This window comes from Priestia sp. YIM B13486, from assembly GCF_042787865.1.
GTDB classification, from domain to species: Bacteria; Bacillota; Bacilli; order Bacillales; family Bacillaceae_H; genus Priestia; species Priestia megaterium.
Genome location: NZ_JBHZOZ010000001.1, coordinates 473,640 through 500,141, shown reverse-complemented (window position 1 = coordinate 500,141; position 26,502 = coordinate 473,640). Strand labels below are relative to the sequence as shown.

At 38.3% G+C, this 26,502-nt stretch carries 28 protein-coding genes; all 28 read left to right on the top strand.

Going from position 1 to position 26,502, the window contains the following annotated elements:
* The first annotated feature begins 36 nt into the window (after positions 1 to 36).
* Positions 37 to 597 (top strand): nucleotide exchange factor GrpE, encoded by a 561-nt coding sequence (gene grpE / locus ACFX4G_RS02545; protein ID WP_013059243.1) that lies wholly within the window; start codon positions 37 to 39, stop codon positions 595 to 597.
* Positions 598 to 627: 30 nt separating this feature from the next.
* The gene (gene dnaK / locus ACFX4G_RS02540) at positions 628 to 2,445 is read left to right on the top strand and encodes a molecular chaperone DnaK (protein WP_013059242.1); all 1,818 of its coding nucleotides are present in this window, start codon (positions 628 to 630) and stop codon (positions 2,443 to 2,445) included.
* Positions 2,446 to 2,680: 235 nt separating this feature from the next.
* On the top strand, positions 2,681 to 3,811 hold the full coding sequence (gene dnaJ / locus ACFX4G_RS02535) for a molecular chaperone DnaJ (protein WP_013059241.1): 1,131 nt from the start codon (positions 2,681 to 2,683) through the stop codon (positions 3,809 to 3,811).
* Between the two features lie 117 nt (positions 3,812 to 3,928).
* Positions 3,929 to 4,870 carry a 50S ribosomal protein L11 methyltransferase gene (gene prmA / locus ACFX4G_RS02530; RefSeq protein ID WP_377572920.1) on the top strand — a complete coding sequence of 314 codons (942 nt, stop codon included), beginning with the start codon at positions 3,929 to 3,931 and terminating at the stop codon, positions 4,868 to 4,870.
* Positions 4,871 to 4,889: 19 nt separating this feature from the next.
* Positions 4,890 to 5,642, top strand: coding sequence for a 16S rRNA (uracil(1498)-N(3))-methyltransferase (locus ACFX4G_RS02525; RefSeq protein WP_043976188.1), 753 nt, complete (start codon positions 4,890 to 4,892; stop codon positions 5,640 to 5,642).
* Between the two features lie 5 nt (positions 5,643 to 5,647).
* Positions 5,648 to 7,006, top strand: a complete 1,359-nt coding sequence (gene mtaB, locus ACFX4G_RS02520) for a tRNA (N(6)-L-threonylcarbamoyladenosine(37)-C(2))-methylthiotransferase MtaB (protein WP_097824612.1) — start codon at positions 5,648 to 5,650, stop codon at positions 7,004 to 7,006.
* 226 nt (positions 7,007 to 7,232) lie between these two features.
* Complete coding sequence (gene rpsU, locus ACFX4G_RS02515) at positions 7,233 to 7,406, top strand: 30S ribosomal protein S21 (protein WP_013059237.1); 174 nt, start codon at positions 7,233 to 7,235, stop codon at positions 7,404 to 7,406.
* 15 nt (positions 7,407 to 7,421) lie between these two features.
* Positions 7,422 to 7,865, top strand: a complete 444-nt coding sequence (locus ACFX4G_RS02510; protein ID WP_013059236.1) for a GatB/YqeY domain-containing protein — start codon at positions 7,422 to 7,424, stop codon at positions 7,863 to 7,865.
* 178 nt (positions 7,866 to 8,043) lie between these two features.
* Positions 8,044 to 9,375: an NfeD family protein gene (locus ACFX4G_RS02505; RefSeq protein ID WP_377572774.1), complete on the top strand. Its 1,332-nt coding sequence runs from the start codon at positions 8,044 to 8,046 to the stop codon at positions 9,373 to 9,375.
* Complete coding sequence (gene floA / locus ACFX4G_RS02500) at positions 9,375 to 10,358, top strand: flotillin-like protein FloA (RefSeq protein ID WP_013059234.1); 984 nt, start codon at positions 9,375 to 9,377, stop codon at positions 10,356 to 10,358. Before ACFX4G_RS02505 ends, floA begins: the two co-directional genes overlap by 1 nt.
* Positions 10,359 to 10,389: 31 nt before the next feature.
* Positions 10,390 to 10,851, top strand: coding sequence for a hypothetical protein (locus ACFX4G_RS02495; RefSeq protein ID WP_043976190.1), 462 nt, complete (start codon positions 10,390 to 10,392; stop codon positions 10,849 to 10,851).
* A gap of 59 nt (positions 10,852 to 10,910) precedes the next feature.
* Positions 10,911 to 11,195, top strand: a complete 285-nt coding sequence (gene yqfC / locus ACFX4G_RS02490; protein WP_013059232.1) for a sporulation protein YqfC — start codon at positions 10,911 to 10,913, stop codon at positions 11,193 to 11,195.
* Between the two features lie 16 nt (positions 11,196 to 11,211).
* Positions 11,212 to 12,399, top strand: coding sequence for a sporulation protein YqfD (gene yqfD, locus ACFX4G_RS02485; protein ID WP_016765592.1), 1,188 nt, complete (start codon positions 11,212 to 11,214; stop codon positions 12,397 to 12,399).
* Positions 12,400 to 12,402: 3 nt separating this feature from the next.
* Entirely contained in the window at positions 12,403 to 13,377 is a 975-nt protein-coding gene (locus ACFX4G_RS02480) for a PhoH family protein (protein WP_043976192.1), read from the top strand.
* Positions 13,378 to 13,440: 63 nt separating this feature from the next.
* Complete coding sequence (locus ACFX4G_RS02475) at positions 13,441 to 15,549, top strand: HD family phosphohydrolase (protein ID WP_043976703.1); 2,109 nt, start codon at positions 13,441 to 13,443, stop codon at positions 15,547 to 15,549.
* On the top strand, positions 15,546 to 16,016 hold the full coding sequence (gene ybeY, locus ACFX4G_RS02470; protein ID WP_025750544.1) for an rRNA maturation RNase YbeY: 471 nt from the start codon (positions 15,546 to 15,548) through the stop codon (positions 16,014 to 16,016). Before ACFX4G_RS02475 ends, ybeY begins: the two co-directional genes overlap by 4 nt.
* Positions 16,000 to 16,371 (top strand): diacylglycerol kinase family protein, encoded by a 372-nt coding sequence (locus tag ACFX4G_RS02465; RefSeq protein WP_043976196.1) that lies wholly within the window; start codon positions 16,000 to 16,002, stop codon positions 16,369 to 16,371. The genes ybeY and ACFX4G_RS02465 overlap by 17 nt, the downstream gene beginning before the upstream one ends.
* Before the next feature lie 91 nt (positions 16,372 to 16,462).
* Positions 16,463 to 16,861, top strand: coding sequence for a cytidine deaminase (locus ACFX4G_RS02460; protein ID WP_377572772.1), 399 nt, complete (start codon positions 16,463 to 16,465; stop codon positions 16,859 to 16,861).
* Positions 16,854 to 17,759: a GTPase Era gene (gene era, locus ACFX4G_RS02455; RefSeq protein WP_013059225.1), complete on the top strand. Its 906-nt coding sequence runs from the start codon at positions 16,854 to 16,856 to the stop codon at positions 17,757 to 17,759. The genes ACFX4G_RS02460 and era overlap by 8 nt, the downstream gene beginning before the upstream one ends.
* A gap of 155 nt (positions 17,760 to 17,914) precedes the next feature.
* A complete protein-coding gene (locus ACFX4G_RS02450) occupies positions 17,915 to 18,058 on the top strand; it encodes a YqzL family protein (RefSeq protein ID WP_014458193.1) in 144 nt (47 codons plus the stop codon).
* A gap of 27 nt (positions 18,059 to 18,085) precedes the next feature.
* A complete protein-coding gene (recO, locus tag ACFX4G_RS02445) occupies positions 18,086 to 18,850 on the top strand; it encodes a DNA repair protein RecO (RefSeq protein WP_013059224.1) in 765 nt (254 codons plus the stop codon).
* 258 nt (positions 18,851 to 19,108) lie between these two features.
* Positions 19,109 to 19,747, top strand: coding sequence for a transcriptional regulator CcpN (gene ccpN / locus ACFX4G_RS02440; RefSeq protein WP_025750542.1), 639 nt, complete (start codon positions 19,109 to 19,111; stop codon positions 19,745 to 19,747).
* 33 nt (positions 19,748 to 19,780) lie between these two features.
* On the top strand, positions 19,781 to 20,584 hold the full coding sequence (locus ACFX4G_RS02435) for a pyruvate, water dikinase regulatory protein (protein ID WP_013059222.1): 804 nt from the start codon (positions 19,781 to 19,783) through the stop codon (positions 20,582 to 20,584).
* A 311-nt stretch (positions 20,585 to 20,895) separates the two neighbouring features.
* Complete coding sequence (locus ACFX4G_RS02430; RefSeq protein WP_026106699.1) at positions 20,896 to 21,366, top strand: YaiI/YqxD family protein; 471 nt, start codon at positions 20,896 to 20,898, stop codon at positions 21,364 to 21,366.
* A 41-nt stretch (positions 21,367 to 21,407) separates the two neighbouring features.
* Positions 21,408 to 23,216: a DNA primase gene (gene dnaG / locus ACFX4G_RS02425; protein ID WP_013085046.1), complete on the top strand. Its 1,809-nt coding sequence runs from the start codon at positions 21,408 to 21,410 to the stop codon at positions 23,214 to 23,216.
* A 65-nt stretch (positions 23,217 to 23,281) separates the two neighbouring features.
* The gene (rpoD, locus tag ACFX4G_RS02420; protein WP_013059219.1) at positions 23,282 to 24,415 is read left to right on the top strand and encodes an RNA polymerase sigma factor RpoD; all 1,134 of its coding nucleotides are present in this window, start codon (positions 23,282 to 23,284) and stop codon (positions 24,413 to 24,415) included.
* 383 nt (positions 24,416 to 24,798) lie between these two features.
* Positions 24,799 to 25,938 carry an acyl-CoA dehydrogenase family protein gene (locus ACFX4G_RS02415; protein ID WP_016765585.1) on the top strand — a complete coding sequence of 380 codons (1,140 nt, stop codon included), beginning with the start codon at positions 24,799 to 24,801 and terminating at the stop codon, positions 25,936 to 25,938.
* 131 nt (positions 25,939 to 26,069) lie between these two features.
* Positions 26,070 to 26,429, top strand: coding sequence for a cytochrome c550 (cccA, locus tag ACFX4G_RS02410; RefSeq protein WP_013059217.1), 360 nt, complete (start codon positions 26,070 to 26,072; stop codon positions 26,427 to 26,429).
* Positions 26,430 to 26,502 lie beyond the last annotated feature (73 nt).

Genomic DNA, 26,502 nt, shown 5'->3' with positions numbered 1-26,502 from the left:
GAAAATGTGTGTAAACATTTAAGGGAGGTGAATGAATTGTCAAACGAAAAGCAAGTAGAAGAACAAAACGAAGAAGTGGTTGAAGAAGTTCAAACAGACTCTGCTGAAGCAACTGAAGCTGAAGTGTCTGAGGAAGTAAACCCTCTTCAACAAGAAAATGATCAATTAAAGCAACAGCTTGAAGAAGAAGAGAATCGCTACTTACGTCTACAAGCTGATTTCGATAATTTCCGTCGTCGTTCACGTCTCGATGCAGAAGCTGCTCAAAAATACCGTGCTCAATCATTAGTTTCGGATATTTTACCAGCACTTGATAACTTTGAACGTGCATTACAAGTTAACACAGCGGATGAACAAACTAAATCCGTGCTGCAAGGTGTAGAAATGGTATACCGTCAATTAGTAGAGGCACTTCAAAAAGAAGGTGTTGAAGCAATTGAATCAGTCGGGAAAACATTCGATCCATACGAGCATCAAGCAGTGATGCAAGTAGAAGACGATGAATACGAACCGAACACAGTAGTAGAAGAGCTTCAAAAAGGTTACAAATTAAAAGATAAAATCATCCGCCCTGCGATGGTTAAAGTGAATCAATAACACTACATATTATGAAGGAGGTCATTGTCAATGAGTAAGATCATTGGTATCGATTTAGGTACAACTAACTCTTGTGTCGCTGTATTAGAAGGCGGCGAACCAAAAGTAATTCCAAATCCAGAAGGAAACCGTACAACGCCATCAGTTGTGGCATTCAAAAACGGTGAGCGTCAAGTTGGGGAAGTAGCGAAACGTCAAGCTATTACAAACCCTAACACAATTATTTCAGTTAAACGTCATATGGGTACAGACCATAAGGTTGAAGCAGAAGGCAAGCAATACACGCCTCAAGAAATGTCAGCTATCATTCTTCAACATTTAAAAGGGTATGCTGAAGAGTATTTAGGTGAGCCTGTAACAAAAGCTGTTATCACAGTTCCTGCTTACTTTAATGATGCTGAGCGTCAAGCAACAAAAGATGCTGGTAAAATTGCTGGTTTAGAAGTAGAGCGTATTATTAACGAGCCTACTGCAGCAGCACTTGCATATGGATTAGAAAAAACAGATGAAGATCAAACAGTTTTAGTTTATGACCTTGGTGGCGGTACGTTTGACGTATCTATTCTAGAACTTGGCGACGGCGTATTTGAAGTTCGCGCAACTGCAGGTGACAACCGCCTTGGTGGTGACGACTTTGACCAAGTAATCATCGACTATTTAGTCGCTGAATTCAAAAAAGAAAACGGCGTTGATTTAAGCAAAGATAAAATGGCGCTTCAACGTTTAAAAGATGCGGCTGAAAAAGCGAAAAAAGATTTATCAGGCGTAACATCTACACAAATTTCTTTACCATTTATCACTGCTGGAGAAGCTGGCCCTCTTCACTTAGAGGTATCTTTATCACGTGCTAAATTTGACGAGTTATCAGCAGGCCTTGTAGAGCGTACAATGGCTCCTGTGCGTCAAGCTTTAAAAGATGCAGGCCTTTCTGCAAGTGAACTTGATAAAGTAATCTTAGTTGGTGGTTCAACTCGTATCCCAGCGGTACAAGATGCAATCAAAAAAGAAACTGGTCAAGATCCTCACAAAGGTGTAAACCCTGATGAAGTAGTTGCACTTGGTGCAGCAATTCAAGGTGGCGTATTAACTGGTGATGTAAAAGACGTTGTATTACTAGACGTAACGCCTTTATCACTAGGTATCGAAACAATGGGTGGCGTATTTACAAAGCTAATTGAGCGTAATACGACGATTCCAACAAGTAAATCACAAGTATTCTCAACGGCTGCAGATAGCCAAACGGCTGTAGATATTCATGTTCTTCAAGGTGAGCGTCCAATGTCTGCAGACAACAAAACGCTAGGTCGTTTCCAGTTAACTGATATTCCACCTGCACCACGCGGAGTACCTCAAATCGAAGTATCATTCGATATTGACAAAAACGGTATCGTAAACGTTCGTGCAAAAGATTTAGGTACAAACAAAGAGCAAGCTATTACAATTAAATCTTCAACAGGTTTATCAGATGACGAAATCGACCGCATGGTAAAAGAAGCGGAAGAAAACGCAGATGCTGATAAGCAACGTAAAGAAGAAGTGGAACTACGCAATGAAGCAGATCAATTAGTGTTTACAACTGAAAAAACACTAAAAGATCTTGAAGGAAAAGTAGAAGAAGCTGAAGTAACAAAAGCTAACGAAGCAAAAGATGCTTTAAAAGCAGCGATTGAAAAGAATGACCTTGAAGAAATCAAAGCGAAAAAAGATGAACTTCAAGAAATCGTTCAAGCGTTAACTGTAAAATTGTATGAGCAAGCTCAACAAGCTCAGCAAGCAGGTGAACAAGGCGCTCAAAATGATGATGTTGTAGATGCAGAGTTTGAAGAAGTAAACGACGACAAAAAATAATGCATCTTGACGACTAACGTGAATGACGCCATGGTGCGATTCACATCTTTTTAAAAAGTCAAAGTCAAGCTTATTTCTTGGCTTTGACTTTTTTAACGTGGAAAAGCGAAAGGGAAAGTTTTTCACTTGGCTCTCTGCGCGTACGGGAGCAATAGAAAGTAACTTTTATGTTGCTATGGAATTATTAATAATGATACAATTACGTTTATGTGAAACGATTCGGGAGTGAGTATTGATGAGTAAGCGAGATTACTATGAAGTACTCGGTATCAGTAAGAGCGCTACAAAAGATGAAATAAAAAAAGCATACCGCAAGCTTTCTAAACAATATCATCCAGATATTAACAAAGCGGAAGATGCTGCTGACAAATTTAAAGAAGTAAAAGAAGCATATGAAGTATTGAGTGATGACCAAAAAAAAGCACAATACGATCAATTTGGTCATACTGATCCAAATCAAGGCTTTGGCGGCTTTGGTGGAGGCGGCTCAGACTTTGGCGGCTTCGGCTTTGAAGATATTTTCAGCTCGATCTTTGGTGGTGGTGGTCGCAGACGTGACCCTAATGCTCCGAGACAAGGTGCCGATTTACAATACACGATGACACTTTCTTTTGAAGAAGCTGTTTTCGGAAAAGAAACAACAATTGAAATTCCACGTGAAGAAACGTGTGAAACATGTCACGGTTCAGGTGCAAAACCTGGAACAAAAGTCGATACATGTTCGCACTGTAATGGTTCAGGTCAGTTAAACGTTGAACAAAACACGCCGTTTGGCCGCGTGGTAAATCGACGTGCGTGTCATCATTGTAATGGTACGGGAAAAATCATTAAAGACAAATGTGCAACGTGCCACGGTGACGGTAAAGTAACAAAACGACGTAAAATTAATGTTAAAATTCCAGCTGGTGTAGATGATGGTCAACAGCTGCGCGTAAGTGCTCAAGGAGAACCAGGGGTAAATGGTGGTCCTCCGGGAGATTTATACGTAGTGTTCCACGTGCGCACTCATGAATTCTTTGAACGTGATGGAGACGATATCTACTGCGAAATGCCTTTAACGTTTGCTCAGGCAGCGCTAGGTGATGAAGTAGAAGTACCAACTCTACACGGCAAGGTGAAGTTGAAGATTCCTGCTGGTACACAAACGGGGACGAAATTCCGTTTAAAAGGAAAAGGTGTGGCAAACGTACGAGGATATGGTCAAGGAGATCAGCATATTCACGTTCGAGTTGTAACTCCCACAAAAATATCAGAAAAACAAAAACAATTATTGCGTGAGTTCGCTGAACTGAGCGGTCAAGAAGCCGTTGATGAGCAGCATGATTCCTTTTTTGCAAAAGTAAAACGAGCAATTAAAGGAGAATAATTGTCTTTCATAGTAAACAGAGACAGGTTGGTAAAGGTACTTTGCCAACCTGTCATCTGTCATGTTCATATTTAAAATCCTATATTACTGAAGGCAGAAAGGATGAAGTTGGTAGCAATGAAATGGTCTGAAATTTGTATTCATACAGCGCAAGAAGCAATTGAACCCATCTCTCATATTTTACATGAATCAGGAGCTAGCGGGGTAGTCATTGAAGATCCTGCTGATTTAGTGAAAGAAAGAGATACAACTTTTGGTGAAATCTACGATTTAAACGTAGAAGACTACCCAGAAGAAGGTGTAGTGATTAAAGCATATCTTCCAGTTAACAGCTTTTTAGCAGAAACTGTGGATGGTATCAAAAAAGAAATTAATGGACTGCTTGTTTACGACTTTGATTTAGGAGCTAACAAAGTTACGATCAGTGAAGTGAACGAGGAAGAGTGGGCCACTGCTTGGAAAAAATATTACCATCCCGTGAAAATTTCAGAGCGTTTTACGATTGTACCAACTTGGGAAAAGTATGAAAAAGTCAGCACAGATGAATTGATTATCGAGCTTGATCCCGGAATGGCTTTTGGGACAGGTACGCATCCAACAACGGTTATGTCTCTTCAAGCATTGGAAAGAACAGTGAAAGCAGGAGATACTGTTATTGACGTGGGTACAGGTTCAGGAGTGCTAAGCATTGGCGCAGCTCTGTTAGGAGCAAGTAATGTACAAGCTCTAGACCTTGATGAAGTAGCCGTCCGTTCTGCTCGCGAAAATATTGAACTGAATCAAGTTGGGAACGTCGTAACAGTAGGTCAAAACAACTTATTGCAAGGTATAGAAGGACCGGTTGACATTGTTGTGGCGAATATTCTAGCTGAAGTAATCGTTCGTTTTGTAGACGATGCTGCAAAGGTATTAAAGCCAGGAGGCATGTTCATTACATCAGGTATTATTAGTGCGAAAAAAGAAGATGTCAAAAAAGCGTTAACGGGAGCGGGCTTTGTTATTCAAGAAGTAACGCTTATGGAAGACTGGGTAGCAATTATTGCGCAAAAACAAGCTTAACAAGTGAGAAGGTGTCAAGATGCAACGTTATTTTCTGCCAAATGATCAATTTCAAGAGCAAAGTGTCATAGTGACACAGGATGATGCCCATCATATCTCACGCGTCATGAGAATGAATGAAGGATCACAGTTTATTGCCTGTAATGAACAGGGGCAAGCTGCTTTGTGTGAAATTGAAAATATTTCCGCTAACGAAGTGAAAGCATCTATTATAGAATGGATAAGCGAAGAAAAAGAGCTTCCAGTCCATGTTACAATTGTGAACGGTCTGCCTAAAGGGGATAAGCTCGAGCTTATTATCCAAAAAGGGACAGAACTTGGGGCGTATAAGTTTATCCCTTTTATTGCGGCTCGTTCAGTTGTTAAATGGGATGATAAAAAGAGTCAAAAAAAAGTAGATCGCTGGAACAAGATTGCTAAAGAGGCTGCAGAACAATCTCATCGTACGATTGTACCAGCAGTAGAAGCCCCAATTTCTTTTAAAAAGCTAGTAGAAATTAGCGGTGACTATACTCATAAAGTTGTAGCCTATGAAGAAAGAGCAAAGCAAGGAGAAACATCTCATCTGCACGCTGTTCTTTCGGCTTTAAAACCGGGCCATTCCGTGCTTGTGGTTGTAGGCCCCGAGGGTGGTTTGACCGAGCAGGAAGTAGAAGTATTAGAAGAAAATGAATTTACAATAAGCGGATTTGGTCCGCGGATTTTACGAGCAGAAACAGCTCCTTTATATGCGCTGTCTGCTATATCTTATCAAACTGAGTTAATGAGGTGACGATTATGTCAACAGTTGCTTTTCACACGCTAGGGTGTAAAGTAAATCACTATGAAACAGAAGCAATTTGGCAATTGTTCAAAGGCCAAGGCTATGAGCGTGTTGAATATGAACAAACTGCCGATGTATATGTAATTAATACATGTACGGTAACAAATACAGGAGATAAAAAAAGCCGTCAAGTTATTCGCAGAGCTGTGCGGAAAAATCCAGATGCGGTTATTTGTGTAACTGGGTGTTATGCTCAAACTTCGCCAGCTGAAATTATGGCCATTCCTGGTGTTGATATCGTAGTAGGTACACAAGATCGCGTTAAGATGCTTGATTATATTGAACAATTTAAAAAAGAGCGTCAGCCGATTAACGGCGTAGGAAACATTATGAAAACACGCGTATATGAAGAGCTAGATGTACCGGCTTTTACAGACCGTACGCGTGCTTCGTTAAAGATTCAAGAAGGCTGTAACAACTTCTGTACATTCTGTATTATTCCATGGGCGCGCGGTTTAATGCGATCTCGTGATCCTAAAGAAGTAGTAGCACAAGCACAGCAGCTAGTGGATGCGGGCTATAAAGAAATCGTGTTAACAGGTATTCACACTGGCGGATACGGAGAAGACATGAAAGATTACAATCTTGCCCAGCTTCTTCGTGATTTAGAGTCTCAAGTAAAAGGATTAAAACGCATTCGTATTTCGTCAATTGAAGCAAGTCAAATTACGGACGAAGTGATTGAGGTACTAGATCAATCAGAAATGGTTGTACGTCATTTGCATATTCCTCTTCAATCAGGTTCAAATACGGTATTGAAGCGCATGCGTCGTAAGTATACAATGGAGTTCTTTGGTGAGCGCTTAAACCGTCTGAAAGAAGCTCTTCCTGGATTAGCGATTACATCAGATGTTATTGTTGGCTTCCCAGGTGAAACAGAAGAAGAGTTTATGGAGACGTATAACTTTATTAAAGAGCACGGTTTTTCAGAGCTTCATGTATTCCCGTATTCTAAACGTACAGGTACGCCAGCAGCTCGTATGACCGACCAAATTGATGAAGAAGTAAAAAATCAACGTGTGCATCATTTAATCGAACTTTCAAATCAATTGGCAAAAGAATATGCTTCAACGTTTGAAGGAGAAGTACTAGAAGTAATTCCGGAAGAAAAATATAAAGAAGATCCTGAAAGTGGTTTATATGTAGGATATACTGATAACTACTTAAAGGTTGTGTTTAAAGCGTCTGAAGAAATGGTTGGAAAGCTTGTAAAAGTGAAAATCTCAAAAGCTGGATATCCTTATAATGAAGGTGAGTTTGTTCGCGTGCTAGATGAGGTTCATCTTCAAGATCAGGTGAAAATGAGCTCATAACACTTATTGGAAAGCTGCGTGTATACGCAGCTTTTTTCATACGTGTAAAAAAGCTGAACGAGTAATGTTTTATCAAGAAAGTTCATAAAATAAAGGGGGAATAACTGCATTACTTTATGTAAAGCGGTTGACCTTAAGGAATCATTATATTATAATTGCAAAAGACATGTCTAACATGTCATTTCATTATGATGTTAGTGGTTTTGTTCGGAGGGAGGGAATTAGAATGTCAAGAACAGTTGTTCGTAAAAACGAATCGCTTGAAGATGCTCTTCGTCGCTTCAAACGTTCAGTTTCAAAAACTGGTACGTTACAAGAAGCAAGAAAGCGCGAATTCTATGAAAAGCCTAGCGTAAAGCGTAAGAAGAAATCTGAAGCTGCTAGAAAACGCAAGTTCTAATAAGAGGGTGGATTTATGAGTCTTCTCGAGCGTTTAAATAGTGATATGAAACAAGCGATGAAAAACAAAGAGAAAGAGAAGCTTGGGGTCATTCGTATGGTCAAAGCATCTCTTCAAAACGAAGCCATTAAGTTAGGAACCGACCTAACTGAAGCAGACGAGTTGACGGTTATTTCTCGCGAATTCAAACAACGTAAAGACTCCCTCCATGAATTTGAGAAAGCAGGTCGTCAAGATCTTGTTGATAAAATTCATTCTGAATTAGCGGTTTTAGAAGTTTACGCTCCTAAACAGCTAACTGAAGAAGAGTTATCTGAAATTATTAAAACGACGATTGAAGAAACGCAGTCTTCCTCTAAAGCTGATATGGGGAAAGTTATGGGAGCGCTTATGCCGAAAGTAAAAGGCAAAGCGGATGGCTCTCTTGTTAATAAGCTTGTCCTTCAACACTTATCATAAAAAACACCTTACCTTGTGTAAGGTGTTTTTTATATGGATAATAATCGAACGTATGTTTTATTTTTCTTGTGCAAAGAATAAAATAGATAAATTTTAAAAAATTTGAAACTATTGTTAAAGTTATTCGTATATACAGATACATGCTCATACTATCTATGGAAGGAGGGAAGTGTATTCGGTGAAAACCTTATTTTCTTTCGTGTGCTTTCTTATCTTAGCCACTGGGTTATTCCCCACTATTAGCACCGCTGACGTGAAGCGTGTACACGTTATTCCTGTAAATAAAACGGTAGAAAATGGACTGCTTTCTTTTCTAAACAGATCCATTAAAGATGCGGAAAATGACGGTGCAGATTTGATTATATTGGACATAGATACTCCTGGAGGAGCTGTAGATGCAGCTTCTGAAATAGCTAAAAGCTTAACCTCAACACCTATTCCTACCGCTGCTTTTGTCGATAAAAAAGCATTATCAGCCGGAGCGTATATTGCACTTAACGCCGATCAAATTTATATGACACCCGGTTCTACAATGGGATCGGCAGCAGTGATTGACCAACAGGGAAATGCCGCAGGAAAAAAAGCTCAGTCTTACTGGTTATCGGCTATGAAGAGCGCAGCAGAACAAAATAACCGAAACCCTAAATATGCAGAAGCGATGGCAAATACCAAGATGGTAATACCTGAGCTCAACTTAAAAGGAAACGAATTGCTGACGCTCACTCCGAAGCAAGCCGAGCAAGTTGGTTATTCAGAAGGGACTGTAAAAAATTTAGACGGTCTCCTAAGCGTACTTGGCTATGAAGATGCTAAACTGAAGTATGCGAAAATGAGTGTAAGTGAACAAATTGCTCGTTTTCTTACCCATCCGCTTGTTGTTCCCATTTTATTATCCATTGGTGCTTTAGGAATTGTAATTGAATTGTTTACGCCTTCATTTGGTATTGCGGGCTCTATTGGAATAGCTTCACTTCTTTTATTTTTCTATGGTCATATGGTAGCAGGATTAGCTGGCATGGAAGCGCTCGTTTTATTTATAGCAGGAATTATATTGCTTCTGTTAGAGATTGTAGTACCAGGCGGAGTTTTAGGACTACTAGGACTTGGAGCTATCATTTTAAGTTTTTTTATGTCAACAGATAATAATGTCGAAATGGGAATTTCTCTTGTAATTGCAATAGTGGTGGCACTGGGAGGTGCGTTGGTGATGATGAAATTTTTTAAAAGGAAGCTTACACCTTTCAAAAAAATGGTGCTTAATGATTCACTTAATACTGAATCTGGCTACGTGTCGAATCAAAATCGTTATGAATTAATAGGAAAACAAGGTAAAACAACAACACCGCTTCGTCCTTCAGGTACCGTGCTCATCGATGAAGAGTATGTGGATGTAGTCACTGAAGGCGGATATTTAGACAGAGATGTGTTAGTAAATATTATAAAAGTAGAGGGATCAAGGGTTGTGGTGCGGAAGCTTACAGAGCCTTTGAAAAAGGAGGACCTTAATTAATGGAAGTAGGTAGCGTATTGTTTTTTGTAGTTATTGGTCTAGCAATTATTGCTTTAGCTGTTTTTTTCACTTTTGTACCGATTATGCTATGGATTTCAGCATTAGCAGCAGGTGTTCGTATTAGTATTTTCACACTGGTCGGAATGAGACTTCGTCGAGTGATACCATCTCGCGTTGTGAATCCGTTAATTAAAGCAAGTAAAGCAGGTTTAGGTATTACCATTAATCAATTAGAAAGCCACTATTTAGCAGGCGGTAACGTTGACCGTGTGGTAAATGCGCTGATTGCAGCGCACCGAGCAAATATTGAGTTAACATTTGAGCGCGGAGCAGCTATCGACTTAGCGGGCCGTGATGTGCTAGAAGCTGTACAAATGAGCGTTAATCCAAAAGTTATTGAAACACCTTTTATTGCAGGGGTGGCTATGGATGGAATCGAAGTCAAAGCAAAAGCTCGAATTACTGTTCGTGCAAACATTGATCGACTAGTAGGGGGAGCTGGAGAAGAAACGATTATTGCCCGTGTTGGCGAGGGGATTGTTTCTACAATCGGTTCGCAAAAAGATCACAAAAAAGTATTGGAAAATCCCGATATGATTTCTCAAACGGTGTTAGGAAAAGGACTGGATTCAGGAACAGCGTTTGAAATCTTATCCATTGATATTGCTGACATCGATATTGGTAAAAATATTGGGGCAGTTCTTCAAACAGACCAAGCGGAAGCAGATAAAAATATTGCACAAGCAAAAGCCGAAGAACGTCGTGCTATGGCCGTTGCTCAAGAACAAGAAATGCGTGCAAAAGTAGAAGAAATGCGTGCAAAAGTAGTAGAAGCAGAAGCAGAAGTACCGTTAGCGATGGCAGAAGCACTGCGCTCTGGCAATATTGGCGTCATGGATTATATGAATATTCAAAACTTGACTGCTGATACGGATATGCGTGATTCAATCGGGAAAATGTCTAAAGAAGACGATGAGAAATAATGAATCAGCTTAACAAGGAGGTTTTCTCCTAATGAATATCGTTGAAACGCTTATTAAACTAATTATTAATAATGCTTTCATTTTTGTCATCATTGGAGGAATTATTTTTAACGTTGTGCAGCGTTTTATGGCTCAGTCAAAAGAGGAAGAACAGCAGCGTTCTAAAAGAGCTCCTATGCCTCCTGTAAACAATCCTTCAAGGCGGGAAAGACCTAGATATCGACCTGTCAAAGAAGAGCCAAAAACAGCTCGTATGGAGCCGGAAACTGTTTCTTCAGCAGAAACAAATCCTTTGCAAGAAAAATTGGAAGAGCTAAAAAATCGTCCGTATCATGAACCATCTATTCAAAAGAAAATCACAGTTGACAAACCAAAAATCACGGGTGAGAAAAACGTTTTTAAGCCCATTTCTCGTAAAGAAGCTGTTCAAGGAGTGATATGGTCCGAAATTCTAGGGCCGCCAAAATCGAAACAACGTAAATATAAACGATAAATAGATGTGATACATTAACCCCCTTTCTCATAAACATGAGATGAAAGGGGGTTCTTTTTATGAGCAAAAAGTGGAGACACCAAATGAAAAGATGGATGACAAAAACAATGGAACTACCCGCTGATGTATTAATGGATCTTCCCCGTATTACGTTAGTTGGACAAATACACATTTATATTGAAAATCATAAAGGTTTATTAGCCTTTTCTGATACTGAAATACGCGTGTTACTAAAACAGGGACAAATGTTAATTCGAGGTGAAGGACTGGTCATTAAAGTAATACTGCCAGAAGAACTGGTTTTAGAAGGTAAAATCAATCAAGTTCTTTATTTAGAACAATAACACAAGGAGGAAAAAAATGAAGAATGGATGGACAAACTTTGTTATTGGTACCGTACGTATTCGAATTGTTGGAAAAGGAATTGAACGTTTTTTAAATAATTGTGTGAGACAACAGATTATGATTTCGAATGTCCATAAAGTTGACGGTCAGCTAGCGACAGCAACGATATTATTGAAAGATGTAAAAAAAATTCGTATACTAATTCGCAACGCAGATTGTAAAATTTATTTTATAAGAGGCAGAGGTTTTCCTTTTTTAACAAAACGAGTGATCAAAAATAGTGGATTTGCTTTAGGTTTTCTTTCTTTTTTTATTATTCTTGGTTTGCTTTCCAACATGGTGTGGAAAGTGGAAATTAGCGGTGCAGAACCACAAACAGAACATCAAATGACTAAGCAGCTTGCCAAAATAGGTGTAAAAAGAGGAGAGTTTCAATTTCTGTTAGAGAGTCCTGAAAAAATTCAGCGCTATTTAACAGATAATATGAACAATATTACCTGGGTGGGAGTAGAAGTGCGCGGCACTTCTTATCACTTCCAAGTGGTTGAAAAAAATGAGCCCAAGCCTCAGCAAAAAACACCTTACCAACATTTAATTGCTAAAAAGAAAGCCATTATTACGAATTTGTTTGTCGAAAAAGGACAACCTTTAGTCAAGGTTAATGATTTTGTCAACGAAGGCGAGGTCCTAGTTTCCGGTATTATTGGAAACGAAAAAAATAAAAAAGTAGTAGCTGCTAAAGGGAAAGTCTACGGTGAAACATGGTATAAGTCTGAGGTGGAAGTGCCTTTAAAAACTGATTTTCAGGTATTAACGGGTAATGGATATACGAAGCACTATTTAGATTTTCAAGCTTTTAAAATGCCTCTTTGGGCTTTTAACAAAGAAAAATACGCCTCAAAGGTGACAGAAAAAGTGGAGCATCCACTCTATTTTTTTAAATGGAAATTACCTCTGTCGTATGAGAAAGTTGCTGTACGAGAAGAACAGAACTCGCAGCGCGTCTATTCTAAACAAGAGGCGGTGGAAAAAGCTTTGGAAATCGGTCGAAAAAAATTACTATCAACTTTAGGTGAGGATGCTAAAATAAAAGGTGAAAAAGTTTTGCACCAAGAACAGGACAATGGTAAAGTTAGATTATCAATACATTACCAAGTTATAGAAAATATTGCGAACACTCAACCAATTATTCAAGGAGATTGATGAATGTCAGAACAGCTAGTAACAATTAACGTACAACTTGATGATTCAAATGAAGCCATTTCATTATTTGGCGTACAAGATGCGAATTTAAAGCGAATTGAAGAAGAAATGCAGGTCTCTATCATATCAAGAGGTGAGACTGTTGTAGTCTCCGGAAGTACAGAAAATGTTCAGCTAGTGGAAGAAATGCTTAAAAAGTTACTGAACATTATCCGAAAAAATATTTCCATATCTGAACGAGATGTTGTGTATGCGATTCAATTAGCTAAGAAAAATTCTCTCGAGTTTTTTGAAGATGTATATGAAGAAGAGATTGGTAAAAATGTAAAAGGTAAGACTATTCGTGTTAAGACATTAGGACAAAGTCAATACATTTCGGCTATTAAGAAAAATGATTTGGTATTTGGAATTGGGCCTGCTGGTACTGGTAAAACGTATTTAGCCGTTGTCATGGCCGTTAATGCTCTTAAAAATGGTCACGTGCAGCGTATTATTTTAACACGTCCTGCTGTTGAAGCAGGTGAAAGTCTTGGCTTCTTGCCAGGAGATTTGAAAGAAAAAGTAGATCCGTACTTGCGGCCTCTGTATGATGCATTACATGATGTATTAGGAACAGAACATACGCAACGCCTAATCGAACGCGGAGTTATTGAAATAGCACCTCTTGCTTATATGCGAGGTCGTACACTAGATGATGCGTTTGTTATCTTAGACGAAGCGCAAAACACCACGATGGCGCAAATGAAGATGTTTTTAACACGACTAGGATTTGGGTCTAAAATGGTGATTACAGGAGATATTTCACAAATTGATTTACCAAAAGGAGCTCAGTCTGGTCTAGCGGCTGTCTCGAAAATCCTGACCAATGTTAAAGGTATTTCGTTTGTTCATCTAGAACAGTCAGATGTTGTGCGCCATCCACTTGTGGGACGCATCGTTCAAGCGTACGAACAAGCTGACCAAAAGACCCTTTCTTAATAGGGTCTATTTTTTGTAAAAGGGGGTACGTTTGTGTCAACGTTTCGGATAATCAAGCAAACAATGGCACAGATCGAGCGATTACGGTTAATTCAAATTGGGTTATATGCCTTGTTAGGTGTAATGATGTTTGCGTCTATGTATAGCAATGTAAAGCCGCAGGAATTAGATCTCAGATTACTATCTATTTCTCCGCAAACCATTTACTCACCCGTTACCATTGAAGATAAAGAGAGCACAGAGAAAAAACGGGCAGAGGCAGAACAAGCCGTTGAAGATGTGTATACACAAAAAACAGAATACGCACAGAACCAAGTCGATCTTGTTGCATCTATTTTTGATGCGATGATGGAAGTTAATACAGAATATGAAAAAGAAGATCATGAAGATGACAGTATCGATGCCGTATTAAAAACCAAACAAAAAATGCTAGAGGACAAGCTTCCTGAAGACATTCAAAAAAACTTGCCAAAGGATACCATTAAGCAGCTGCTTCAGTCTTCTAACAGTGATTTATCGATTGCGAAAGATGCTGTAGTCACGGCCGTTCATCATGTGATGAAAGATCAAGTGAAGATTAGCGATGTAGAAGAGAAAAAAGATCAAGTAGAAAGTCAGCTTGTTTACACCAATGTCAGCAATTCTCTAAAGGATTCAATGAATGCAATCGCTAAATTCGCTATCATTCCAAACGTGATTTATGATCCACAAAAAACAGCTGAAAACCGTCAAGCAGCTGTGGAAAAAGTGGAGCCTGTCCGAATCAAACAAGGCCAGATTATCGTAGAAGAAAATCAGCTTATTAATCCTGATATATATCGTCAGCTCCAGCTCGCGGGATTGTTGAATAATAAAGGATCTATTCAGCCTTTTGCGGGGTTAGCTTTGCTGATTGTAATGATGATAGCGGGCCTCATTTACTATTTGCGTGAATTTCACACCAAGACATATCAGCCCTTGCTGTTGTATGTATTAGTAGCAACCATTACGATTGGCCTCATGAAAATCTTAAGCTTGTTTCAGCAAATTGATTTATCAGAAATTGGTTTCTTAGCTCCTGTTGCGGTGGGAGGTTTGCTGATTCGAATTTTAATGGATGAACGCATTGCTATTTTATCAAGCATTGTATTTGCTATTTGTGGAAGCATTATTTTTAATGGTGAATTAACAACCTCGTTTAATATGAACATTGGGATCTACTTTTTAATTAGCAATATTGCTGCTATTTTATTTTTAAGCAGGCAGCACAGACGTTCACGGATTTTGCAGGCAGGTCTATTTGTGGCTATGGTAAACGTAATTATCAGCTTTGCGATTATTTTTATTAAAAATGGTCATATCGGCACTGTAGAGCTTGGCTATTACAGCATGATGTCAATTGCATCTGGTGTTATCGCTTCCGTTTTAGCTATAGGTTTGCTACCGTTTTTTGAAAGTGGATTTGGCATTTTATCTACGATGAAGCTGATTGAATTATCGAGTCCTACTCATCCGCTATTACGCAAAATCTTAACCGAAACACCTGGAACATACCATCACAGCGTAATGGTGGCAAACTTATCTGAAGCGGCGTGCGAAACGATAGGAGCTAACGGTTTATTAGCGAGAGTCGGGGCTTATTACCACGATATTGGTAAAACGAAGCGACCGCAGTATTTTATTGAAAATCAAATGAATATTACTAATCCACATGATAAACTAAGTCCTAAGACTAGTAAAAATATTATAATCGCACATGCTACAGATGGAGCGACCATTTTGCGGAATCACAAGTTTCCAAAAGAGATTGTAGATATTGCAGAGCAGCATCACGGAACCACTCTGCTTAAGTTTTTCTATCATAAGGCACTCGAACAAACAGAAGAAAAAATTGATGAAAAAGAATATCGCTATCCTGGACCAAAGCCTCAGTCGAAAGAAGCAGCGGTTATTTGCATAGCTGATAGTGTAGAAGCAGCCGTAAGGTCAATGTCCAATCCGACTCCGGAAAAAATTGAGAACTTGGTGCGAAATATTATTAAAGATCGCTTGCAGGACGAGCAGCTTAGCGAGTGTAACGTAACGCTCAAAGAGCTAGAGTTAATTCGCCAAGCACTATGTGAAACTTTAAATGGGATTTTTCATTCCCGAATCGAATATCCAGAGATAAAAAAAGAGAAGGTGAAGGTATGAGTTTAGTTATTGATTTTATTGATGAAACAAACGAAGTAAGTGAAGAACAGCAAAAAGAGCTTGAAAAGCTGCTTGAAGCCGCTGCTATATATGAAAATCTGCAAGAGGATGCAGAAGTATCCGTTACATTTGTGGATAATGATCGAATTCAAGAAATCAATCATCAATACCGCCATAAAAATCAGCCAACGGATGTAATATCGTTTGCGCTAGAAGAAATGGGCGAAGATGAAATGCAAATTATCGGAGATGAGATGCCAAGAGTTCTAGGGGACATTGTCATTTCGATTCCAAAAGCTCATGAGCAAGCAGAAGAATACAATCACTCGTTTATGAGGGAGCTAGGATTCTTAACGGTTCACGGTTTCTTGCACTTGCTTGGATATGACCATGAAACATCAGAAGATGAAAAAGAGATGTTTACACGTCAAAAAGATATTTTAGAACAATATGGACTCTCGCGATAAAAAGGGGATAGCTAAAGTTGTCAGTAGCTTTGGTTATGCAATAGAAGGGTTTATCTATGTTTGTAAAACACAGAGAAATATGCAAATTCACGTAGCAGCTTCTTTCATCGTCCTTTTCTTAGGAGCCGTGCTGTCAATTACAGCTGGTGAATGGGTGGTTGTGCTGCTTCTGATTGCAGGCATGTTCAGCTTGGAGTTAATGAATACAGCGGTTGAAAAAGTTGTCGATTTAGTTTCTCCTGAATATCACATACTAGCAAAACACGCAAAAGATGCAGCCGCAGCCGCGGTGTTGGTCTATGCGTGTTTTGCTGTCCTTATAGGAGGAATTATTTTCTTAAAGTATTTGTTTTAAAAAGGATTCTTTTTGGTTCTTTACACCCCCGTGGTATAATAAAAAAGGACAAGTTAAAAGACATGTAGAAGCGCAAAAGGAGAGCGGATAAATGGATAAGACCGGACTGATTGATGAGGCGAAAAAAGCTCGTGAAATGGCTTATGTACCGTATTCAAAATTTAAAGTTGGTGCAGCTTTATTGACGAAAGATGGAAAGGTTTATCGCGGCTGCAATATTGAAAATGCAGCTTATAGCATGTGCAATTGCGCTGAGCGTACGGCTTTATTTAAAGCCTATTCAGAAGGTGGTAAAGAGTATGCAGCACTTGCTGTAGTAGCTGATACTGATCGTCCTGTTTCTCCGTGTGGAGCATGCAGACAAGTAATCTCTGAGCTTTGTCCAAAAGAAATGAAAGTTATATTAACCAATTTAAAAAATGACATACAAGAATTAACTGTGGAAGAATTACTTCCAGGAGCATTTTCATCGGAGGATTTACATGAGTAATAATGAATTTAAGTCAGGTTTTGTTTCAATTATTGGAAGACCAAACGTAGGGAAATCAACTTTTTTGAACCGAGTAATTGGTCAAAAGATTGCGATTATGAGTGACAAACCGCAAACAACTAGAAATAAAATTCAGGGTGTGTACACGGAAGATCAGGCGCAGATTGTGTTTATTGATACACCAGGAATTCATAAACCAAAGCATAAATTAGGCGACTTTATGATGAAGGTAGCGCAAAATACGCTTAAAGAAGTAGATTTAATTTTATTTATGATTAACGCAACAGAAGGCTTAGGTCGAGGCGATGAATTTATTATCGAGCGTTTAAAGGACACAAAAACGCCTGTTTTCCTTGTGATTAATAAAATTGATGAAATTCATCCAGACGAATTGTTTTCAATTATCACGAATTATAAAGACTTATATCCTTTTGCTGAAATTGTGCCAATTTCAGCTTTACAAGGAAATAACGTGGAGCGTTTGCTTGATCAAATTAAGCAGCGATTGCCGGAAGGTCCGCAATATTATCCGGCAGATCAAGTAACTGATCACCCAGAGCGCTTTATTATTACGGAATTAATTCGTGAAAAAGTACTGCATGCAACGAGGGAAGAAATACCTCATTCTATTGCCGTTGTGATGGATTCTATGCAAAGACGAGATAATGGTGCTGTTTACGTGGGCGCTACAATTATCGTCGAAAGAGATTCACAAAAAGGCATCGTAATTGGAAAGCAAGGAAAGATGTTAAAAGAGGTAGGAAGAAAAGCAAGAGCAGACATTGAAGCCCTTTTAGGTTCAAAAGTATTTTTAGAACTATGGGTAAAAGTGCAAAAAGATTGGCGAAACCGAGCGTCGCATCTCCGTGACTTTGGATTTAGAGAAGACGAATATTGATCATTTGAGTTCTTGTTTGCATTGATTTATATCCCTTCATAAAAGAAGGTAATTTGTAAAAAATTGTGTTACATGATTTTACGTCGGAAGGCTATTCTAAACATAAGGAATTGAAATATGTATCTGATCTTTATGGTTAGAAAGGTGGGAGTTCTATGTTGAATTTTACTTGGAACATTTTTTCACAAACAGGTAGCATTGATACTTATCTCATTTTTAAGGAACTTGAAAATGAAGTGAAAGAAAGACCCGAAACATATGAGGACAACAGCGAAAGTCTCAATTCTCCCTTGTCTTAGCCTTCTGTAAGATGGCGGTGATGATGATTGTTTAAAAAGTGTGAAGGAATTGTCATTCGAACGAATGATTACGGTGAATCAAATAAAATTGTCACCATTTATTCACGTGAACTCGGAAAAGTGGGTCTCATGGCAAGAGGGGCAAAAAAGCCTAGTAGTCGCTTGGCTTCTGTCACACAATTATTTACGTATGGATACTTTTTTATACAAGCAGGTTCAGGAATGGGCACTCTCCATCAAGGAGAAGTTATCTCATCTATGAGAAGCATACGCGAAGATATCTTCACAACAGCGTATGCTTCTTATATTCTTGAATTAACGGATAAAGCTACTGAGAACAATAAACCAAATCCATTTCTTTTTGAGCTGCTGCACCAAACCATTCATTATATGAACGAAGAGTATGATGCAGAGATCTTAACTTTTATTTATGAAATGAAAATGTTAAACGTTCTAGGTCTTCATCCTACATTAAATGAATGTGCAGTCTGCCACCAAGGTGAAGGAACATTTCATTTTTCCATTCGAGAAGGCGGGTTTATTTGTCATCGATGCTTAGAAAAAGATCCTTATCATTTGAAAATTAGTCCGATGACGGTTAAACTATTAAGGCTATTTTATTATATTGATTTAAAGCGGTTAGGTTCTATTTCTGTTAAGCCTGAAACAAAAAAACAATTAAAGTTTGTAATTGATCAATATTACGAAGAATATTCAGGATTGTTTTTAAAAACAAAGCGTTTTTTGAATCAGATGGAGTCTTTAAAACAATCGCTCTCTGATGAGAAATAGAAAAGATAATCAGTGATATGCAAGGAATTGCTGTCGCTAGGGTGCCTCGTAGTGTGTAGAGGACACCCTTTTTACTGTGGAGCGAAGAGGTAGCTTCACTTATTATAAGCGTAATGCCTGCTTTTTTTGAGAAGCCGTGGTAAAATAAACGGCATTCTAAAAAGATAAAATGCTAAAATTAATAAGTTATAGCTTTTACTTTTGCTTAAAAAGTATATAATGTTTTATAAATAGTATGTCACATTTAATGATTAGGTGGTGAGTACAATCGAACTGAACAAACGACAAGAACAAATTTTGCAAATTGTCAAAGACGAAGGCCCTATTACAGGCGAGCATATTGCAGATCAGCTTAGCCTTACGCGGGCAACGCTAAGACCGGACTTGGCTATTTTAACAATGGCTGGTTATTTAGAAGCGCGACCGCGCGTAGGTTACTTTTACACAGGTAAAACAGGAGCACAGCTTCTTACAGATAAAATAAAAAAAATACAGGTGCAAGAATATCAGTCTATCCCGGTGGTTGTGAACGAAAATGTGTCGGTATATGATGCTATTTGTACAATGTTTCTAGAAGACGTGGGGACCCTTTTTGTAGTGGATGAGAAATCCCAGCTGGTGGGAGTACTGTCGCGTAAAGATTTATTGCGCGCGAGTATCGGAAAGCAAGAGCTCACATCTATTCCTGTTCATATTATCATGACGAGAATGCCCAACATTACATATTGCTATCGCGAAGATTTGTTAATTGATATTGCTAAGATCTTAATTGAAAAACAGATTGATGCTATGCCCGTTATTAAAGAGGGAGACGGCAATTTTGAAGTGGTGGGACGCATTACCAAAACAAATATTACAAAATTACTAGTAGCATTAGCAAATGATGAAGTATTATAAGTGAAAAAGGATTAAAAAGGGGATGCACAAAATATGAACAACCCATGTCTTTATGTCATTTCGGATTCTGTAGGTGAGACAGCTGAACTAGTTGTAAAGGCTGCATCAAGTCAGTTCAATATGACGGACTTTGTAATTAAAAGAGTACCTTACGTAGAGGACATCGCAACACTTTCAGAAGTGGTTTCAGTAGCGAAGATGAACAACGCTATTATTGGCTTTACGCTAGTAAAGCCCGAAATGAGAGAATTTTTAATTCAAGAAGCGTCCAAGAACGGGGTAGAGGTATTTGATATTATTGGACCTTTAATTGATAAAATTCAATCTTCTTATCAACTTTCTCCTCGCTATGAGCCTGGAATGGCTAGAAAATTAGACGAAGATTATTTTAAGAAAGTAGAAGCAATTGAATTTGCAGTGAAATATGATGATGGGCGTGACCCGAGAGGCATTCTTAGAGCGGATATTGTATTAATCGGTGTATCAAGAACATCTAAAACACCTCTTTCTCAATTTTTAGCACACAAGCGTTTGAAAGTAGCCAATGTTCCGATTGTACCTGAGGTAGATCCACCAGAAGAGCTGTTTCACGTATCACCTGAGAAATGTATAGGACTTACTATTAGTCCTGAAAAGTTAAACGATATTCGTAAAGAGCGTTTAAAGTCTCTTGGGCTAAACGATAAAGCAATTTATGCTAATATTGGCCGTATTAAAGAAGAACTTGAATTTTTCCAAGGGATTGTAGATAAGATTGGCTGTGAAGTGGTGGACGTATCCAACAGAGCCGTAGAAGAAACAGCTGGTATCATTCTTAATACCATCAAAAAGAAATAAACGATAGATCTCCTCTGTGCGTGACATAAAGGAGATTGCTTTCTTATGTTTGTGTGCTGTAAGCCTAAGAAAATATCCCAAAGATGAATATGACAGAACTTTTAAAAACAAGTGACTTTGGTATAGAAAATATAGGTTGTTTATATTATAATAAAAAATTGTGATAAAAAAGAATAGTTTTAGGTTTAGACTTTGTTAAGAACGAATAAACTATTTATATAAAAGTCAAGTCAAAATCGAAAAAAGTATTCGACAAATGCCATCTACAGGAAATAACAAATTGTTAGAAGGAATCTCTGGAGGGATGTAGAATACAGAGTTATAGCAAAAGAAAAAGTAAAGTTTTTGTCGATGCTGATGCATGCCCTGTTAAAGCAGAAATCGTTGAACTTACACATACATATGACATCGATCTTGTGTTTGTTGCTTCCTATGCTCACATGCAAACAAATCCTACACCAGGAAAATGGGTCTATGTGGATGCAGAAAAGGAAGCCGCAGATTTATATATTTTAAATCACGCAGTCAAGCAGGATATTGTGGTAACTCAAGATACTGGCTTAGCAAGCATGTTAGTAAGTCGAGGGGTTTACGCACTGTCTCCTCGTGGAAAGTACTATAATGACGACGAAATGAATACGGTGCTTTTCTTTCGTTATGTTTCTGCAAAAGAGCGACGGTCAGGCCGTCATACTAAAGGCCCAAAGGCATTTAGTGAAGAAGATCGCCAGCATTTCATTCAAGCTTTTGAAAAAATGTTGTCGAAACTTGCAGGAATTTAGCACTTAGTGAAGAATATTATATGAAATACGGAGCTGTTACTATGGCAAATCGAATTCCTGATGAAGTAATCGACCGTATTCGGCATTCAGTAGATATTGTCGACGTCATAAGCGATTATGTACAACTAAAAAAACAAGGGCGCAATTATTTTGGACTCTGTCCGTTTCATGGGGAAAGCACACCGTCTTTTTCAGTATCGCCTGATAAACAAATTTATCATTGCTTTGGATGTGGTGCAGGAGGGAATTCATTTTCATTCATAATGGAATTAGAAGGACTGTCCTTCACGGAAGCAGCTCAGCAGCTTGCTGAAAAAGGAGATATTCCTTTCGAACATGAGATACATCCTCATGAAGAAGATAATCAAAAGCCTAGCAATAAAATGATTGAAGCACACGAGCTTTTAAAGAAATTTTACCATCATTTATTGGTAAATACAAAAGAAGGCCAAGATGCTTATGATTATTTAATAAATCGAGGGTTTTCACGAGAAATTATCGATGAATTTGAGATAGGTTTTGCTTTAGATTCGTGGGAATTTGTAAGTAAGTTCTTAACAAAACGTGGGTTTAATCCGCAAGAGATGGAACATGCAGGTTTAATCATTAAACGCAACCAAGATGAAACGTACTTTGATCGTTTTCGTGATCGAATTATGTTTCCTATTGCTGACTTGCAAGGCAAAACAATTGCATTTTCAGGGCGCCTGCTAAAAGAGATAAAAGGGCAGCCTAAATATTTAAATAGTCCCGAAACTTCTATTTTTAACAAAAGTCGCACACTCTACAACTTTCACCGCGCTAAAAAACATATACGCAAAAATCAGCAGGTTATTTTATTTGAAGGATTTGCAGATGTTATTTCGGCTGTTAAAGCGGGGTGCCCGAACGCAATCGCAACAATGGGAACTGCCTTAACAGAAGAACAAGCCAAGATTATTCGCCGAAATGTAGAGTCCGTTATCATTTGCTATGATGCAGATTCTGCCGGAATTGAAGCAGCGCACAAAGCAACTGCAATCTTAACAAATGTAGGTTGTACCGTTAAGATTGCTGTGATGCCGGATGGTTATGATCCGGATGATTATATTAAAGAATACGGGGCAGAGAAGTTTCAAAATGATGTTATTAATAGCAGCTTGACCTTTATGGCATTTCAAATGAGGTATCTCCGCCGAAAACGAAATCTACAAAATGAATCTGAACGTATGCAATACATTGAAGACGTTTTGAAAGAAATAAGCCTCCTTACGAAAGCTGTAGAGCGAGATCATTATTTACGCCAATTGGCACAAGAGTTTTCCATTTCATTAGATGCGCTTAAAGAACAGCAGTATCAAGTGTATCGAACTGAAAAAAAGAAAAAGGATAATGATTCTCCAAATCGAAATAATATAAATAGACAACCAGTCGTAAAGAGAAGCTTATTACCGGCTTATCAAAATGCAGAACGTTTTTTGATCGCTCATATGTTGAAAGATAAGGATGTAGCATTTAGAATTCAAGACCGACTTCAAGGTCAGTTCAATGTTGAGGAACATCGTGCGCTTGTTCTATATTTGTATGCTTATTACGAGGAAGGACACGAGCCTAATCCGAGCGGATTTATCGAACGGTTGCCCGAGTCTTCGTTGTCTAGTCTAGCTTCAGAATTGGCGATGATGTCAATCAATGATGAATTGTCGGAGCAAGCTTTGAATGATTATGTCCAAACGATATTGATTTACCCACAAAGGTTAGCGATAGAAAAAAAAGAGGCAGAAAAGCAAGAAGCAGAGCGTCAAAAAGATTATTTAAAAGCTGCGACAATAGCAATGGAAATTTTACAGTTAAAAAAAACGTTAAAATAAACGATATTGCGTATTAGTCCCACTTTTAGAAGGTTTTCCTTAAAATTTTGGAAGGAGGGGATCTGATGGCTGAAAAATCAGCTCAATCAAAACAACTTGATTCAGATTTAACAATTGAACAAGTAAAAGATCAATTGACCGAAATCGGAAAAAAACGTGGTGTGCTCACATACGAAGAAATTGCAGAGCGTATGGCAAACTTCGAAATTGAATCCGATCAAATGGATGAATATTATGAATACCTTGGAGAACAAGGTGTTGAAGTAATGAGTGAATCTGAAGCAAATGATGACGATGCCGATCCCGATATTCAAGAACTGTCAAAAGAAGAAGAGTTTGATTTAAATGATTTAAGTGTACCTCCTGGTGTAAAAATTAATGATCCAGTTCGTATGTACTTAAAAGAAATCGGACGCGTTGACCTATTGTCGGCAGAGGAAGAAATCAATTTAGCAAAACGTATTGAAGAAGGCGATGAAGAAGCGAAACGTCGTCTTGCTGAAGCAAACTTACGTCTTGTTGTAAGTATCGCTAAACGCTATGTTGGGCGCGGTATGCTGTTTCTTGATTTAATTCAAGAAGGAAACATGGGTCTTATTAAAGCGGTAGAAAAATTTGATTATCGTAAAGGTTATAAATTCAGTACGTATGCGACATGGTGGATTCGTCAAGCTATTACTCGTGCAATTGCTGACCAAGCAAGAACGATTCGTATTCCCGTTCATATGGTTGAAACGATTAACAAGCTAATTCGTGTTCAACGTCAGCTTTTACAAGATTTAGGTCGCGAACCATCTCCTGAAGAAATTGCAGAAGATATGGACTTAACACCAGAAAAAGTTCGTGAAATCTTAAAAATTGCTCAAGAACCGGTTTCCCTTGAAACACCAATTGGTGAGGAAGATGATTCGCATTTAGGTGACTTTATTGAAGACCAGGATGCAACATCACCTTCTGAACATGCTGCATATGAATTATTAAAAGAGCAGTTAGAAGACGTCCTTGATACGTTAACAGATCGCGAAGAAAATGTTCTTAGACTCCGCTTTGGTCTGGACGATGGACGTACGCGTACGCTTGAAGAAGTAGGAAAAGTATTTGGCGTAACGCGTGAGCGTATTCGTCAAATTGAAGCTAAAGCGCTTCGTAAGCTTCGTCACCCTAGCCGAAGCAAACGTTTAAAAGATTTCTTAGAATAGATAAAAGTGTAAATAACGCTTATGAGATAGCTTCTTTCCTAGAGGAAAGGGGCTATCTATTTTTTTGTGGAATAAATTTCATAAAAACGCATTTTGAAGAAGTATATTGATTTTTTTACCAACTTTTCTTCTTTCATATATTTTACTGAATTGTCCTTCGTTTTGCAAATGCTCCTTTATATTCTTTTGTTACAGAGCATAAGCTGTTCAAATTCCTTTTAAACATCCGAAAAATGGAATCGCTATCATTTTATTCTTGCTTTGATTGGTACTTCTCTATTATAACATGAAAAAATTAAAACGTTTTAAAAGTTGAGAAAATTTACAAAAATGAATTATAATTAAATAATGTAAGCGTATACATTTTTTTAGGGGGAATAAAAATGAATTTTGAATTAACCAATGAACAAAAGATGATTCAACGGACGCTGAGAGAGTTTTCAGAGGCGGAAGTAGCACCGAATGCATTAGAGCGCGATCGAAGTAAGCAATTTCCGCTTGATGTTTTTAAAAAGTTAGGTGAGCTTGGGGTAATGGGTCTTCCTTTTCCTGAAGAGTATGGAGGCGGAGGAGCAGATACGGTTAGTTTTGCTATCGTCGTAGAGGAATTAAGTAAAGCTTGTGGCTCTACAGGAATTACATACTCAGCTCATGTTTCGCTCGGGGGCGCACCTATTTATTTATTCGGAACAAAGGAGCAAAAAGAACAGTACCTACCTGCTTTATGCTCCGGGGAATCTTTTGGAGCGTTTGGTTTAACCGAACCGAACGCAGGAAGTGACGCGGGGGGAACAGAGACAGAAGCAGTGTTGAAGGATGGAACATTTAGGATTAATGGAAGTAAATGCTATATTACGAATGCCAGCTATGCAAAGTTTTTAGCTTTAACAGCTGTTACAAATCGTACAGAAGGTAAAAAAGAAATTTCAGCTATTATCGTGCCTACAGAAGCTCGAGGTTTTACTGTAATAGACAATTACGAGAAAATGGGTCTACATGCTTCAAATACAACTGAACTCGTTTTAGAGGATGTTGAAGTGCCTGAAGAGAATTTACTCGGTGTAAGAGGAGAAGGCTTTAAACAATTTCTAATGACGCTTGACGGGGGAAGAATTGGAATTGGCGCAATGGCCGTTGGAATCGCTCAAGCGGCTTATGAAAAAGCACTGTCATATGCGCAGGAAAGAAAGCAATTTGGAAAAGCTATTTCATCGTTTCAAGCGATTCAGTTTAAATTAGCTGATATGGCGATGAAAATTGAGTTAGCAAGAAATATGGTGTATAAAGCAGCGTGGTTAAAAGACCAAGGAAAGCCATTTACGAAAGAAGCTGCTATGTGTAAACTGTATGCTTCTGAAATTTGTATGGAAGTAGCCAGTCAAGCTGTTCAAATTCATGGAGGATATGGCTACATGAAAGAGTATCACGTGGAGCGGTATTTACGAGATGCCAAGCTTTTAGAAATTGGAGAAGGAACTTCAGAAATTCAGCGCTCGGTTATTGCAAGGCAAATTGGCTGTTAAGATACGCAATAAGAAATTAGTTAATTATGTAAATAAAACCCTTTCACTTATGAGCATTTTCAAGTAAAATAAAAGTGCTTATACTATTTTGTTATTTCTAGGGATGGGAATACATAAAGGGGGTATAGTGAGTGAAGCGAAATCCGCTAATACCATTTTTATTAATTGCGGTAATTGGGATTGCTTTAATGTTAACGCTTTCGTTCAACGGATTGAATAATGCAAAAGAAATCGCGGCTGAAAAAGAAGGCGGTGGCGCGGAACAGCAGGCTTCAGCTAAACCAGAAGAAATTTATCAAAAAACTTGTATTGGTTGTCACGGTGATCAGTATCAAGGTGGAGTAGGTCCTTCGTTAAAAGGAATTGGGAAAAAAGTTTCTCAAGACGAAATTGCAGATATTGTTGTAAACGGTAAAGGAAACATGCCGCCTGGGCTGGTTCCTCCGGAAAAAGCGAAGGAAATGGCTAAATGGGTATCAGAAATTAAATAGAGTTCAGAAACATGATTTTCTGGAAAGCCGCTCATTTATAAAGCAGGCTTTTTTTTTGTGATTTTTTATAAGC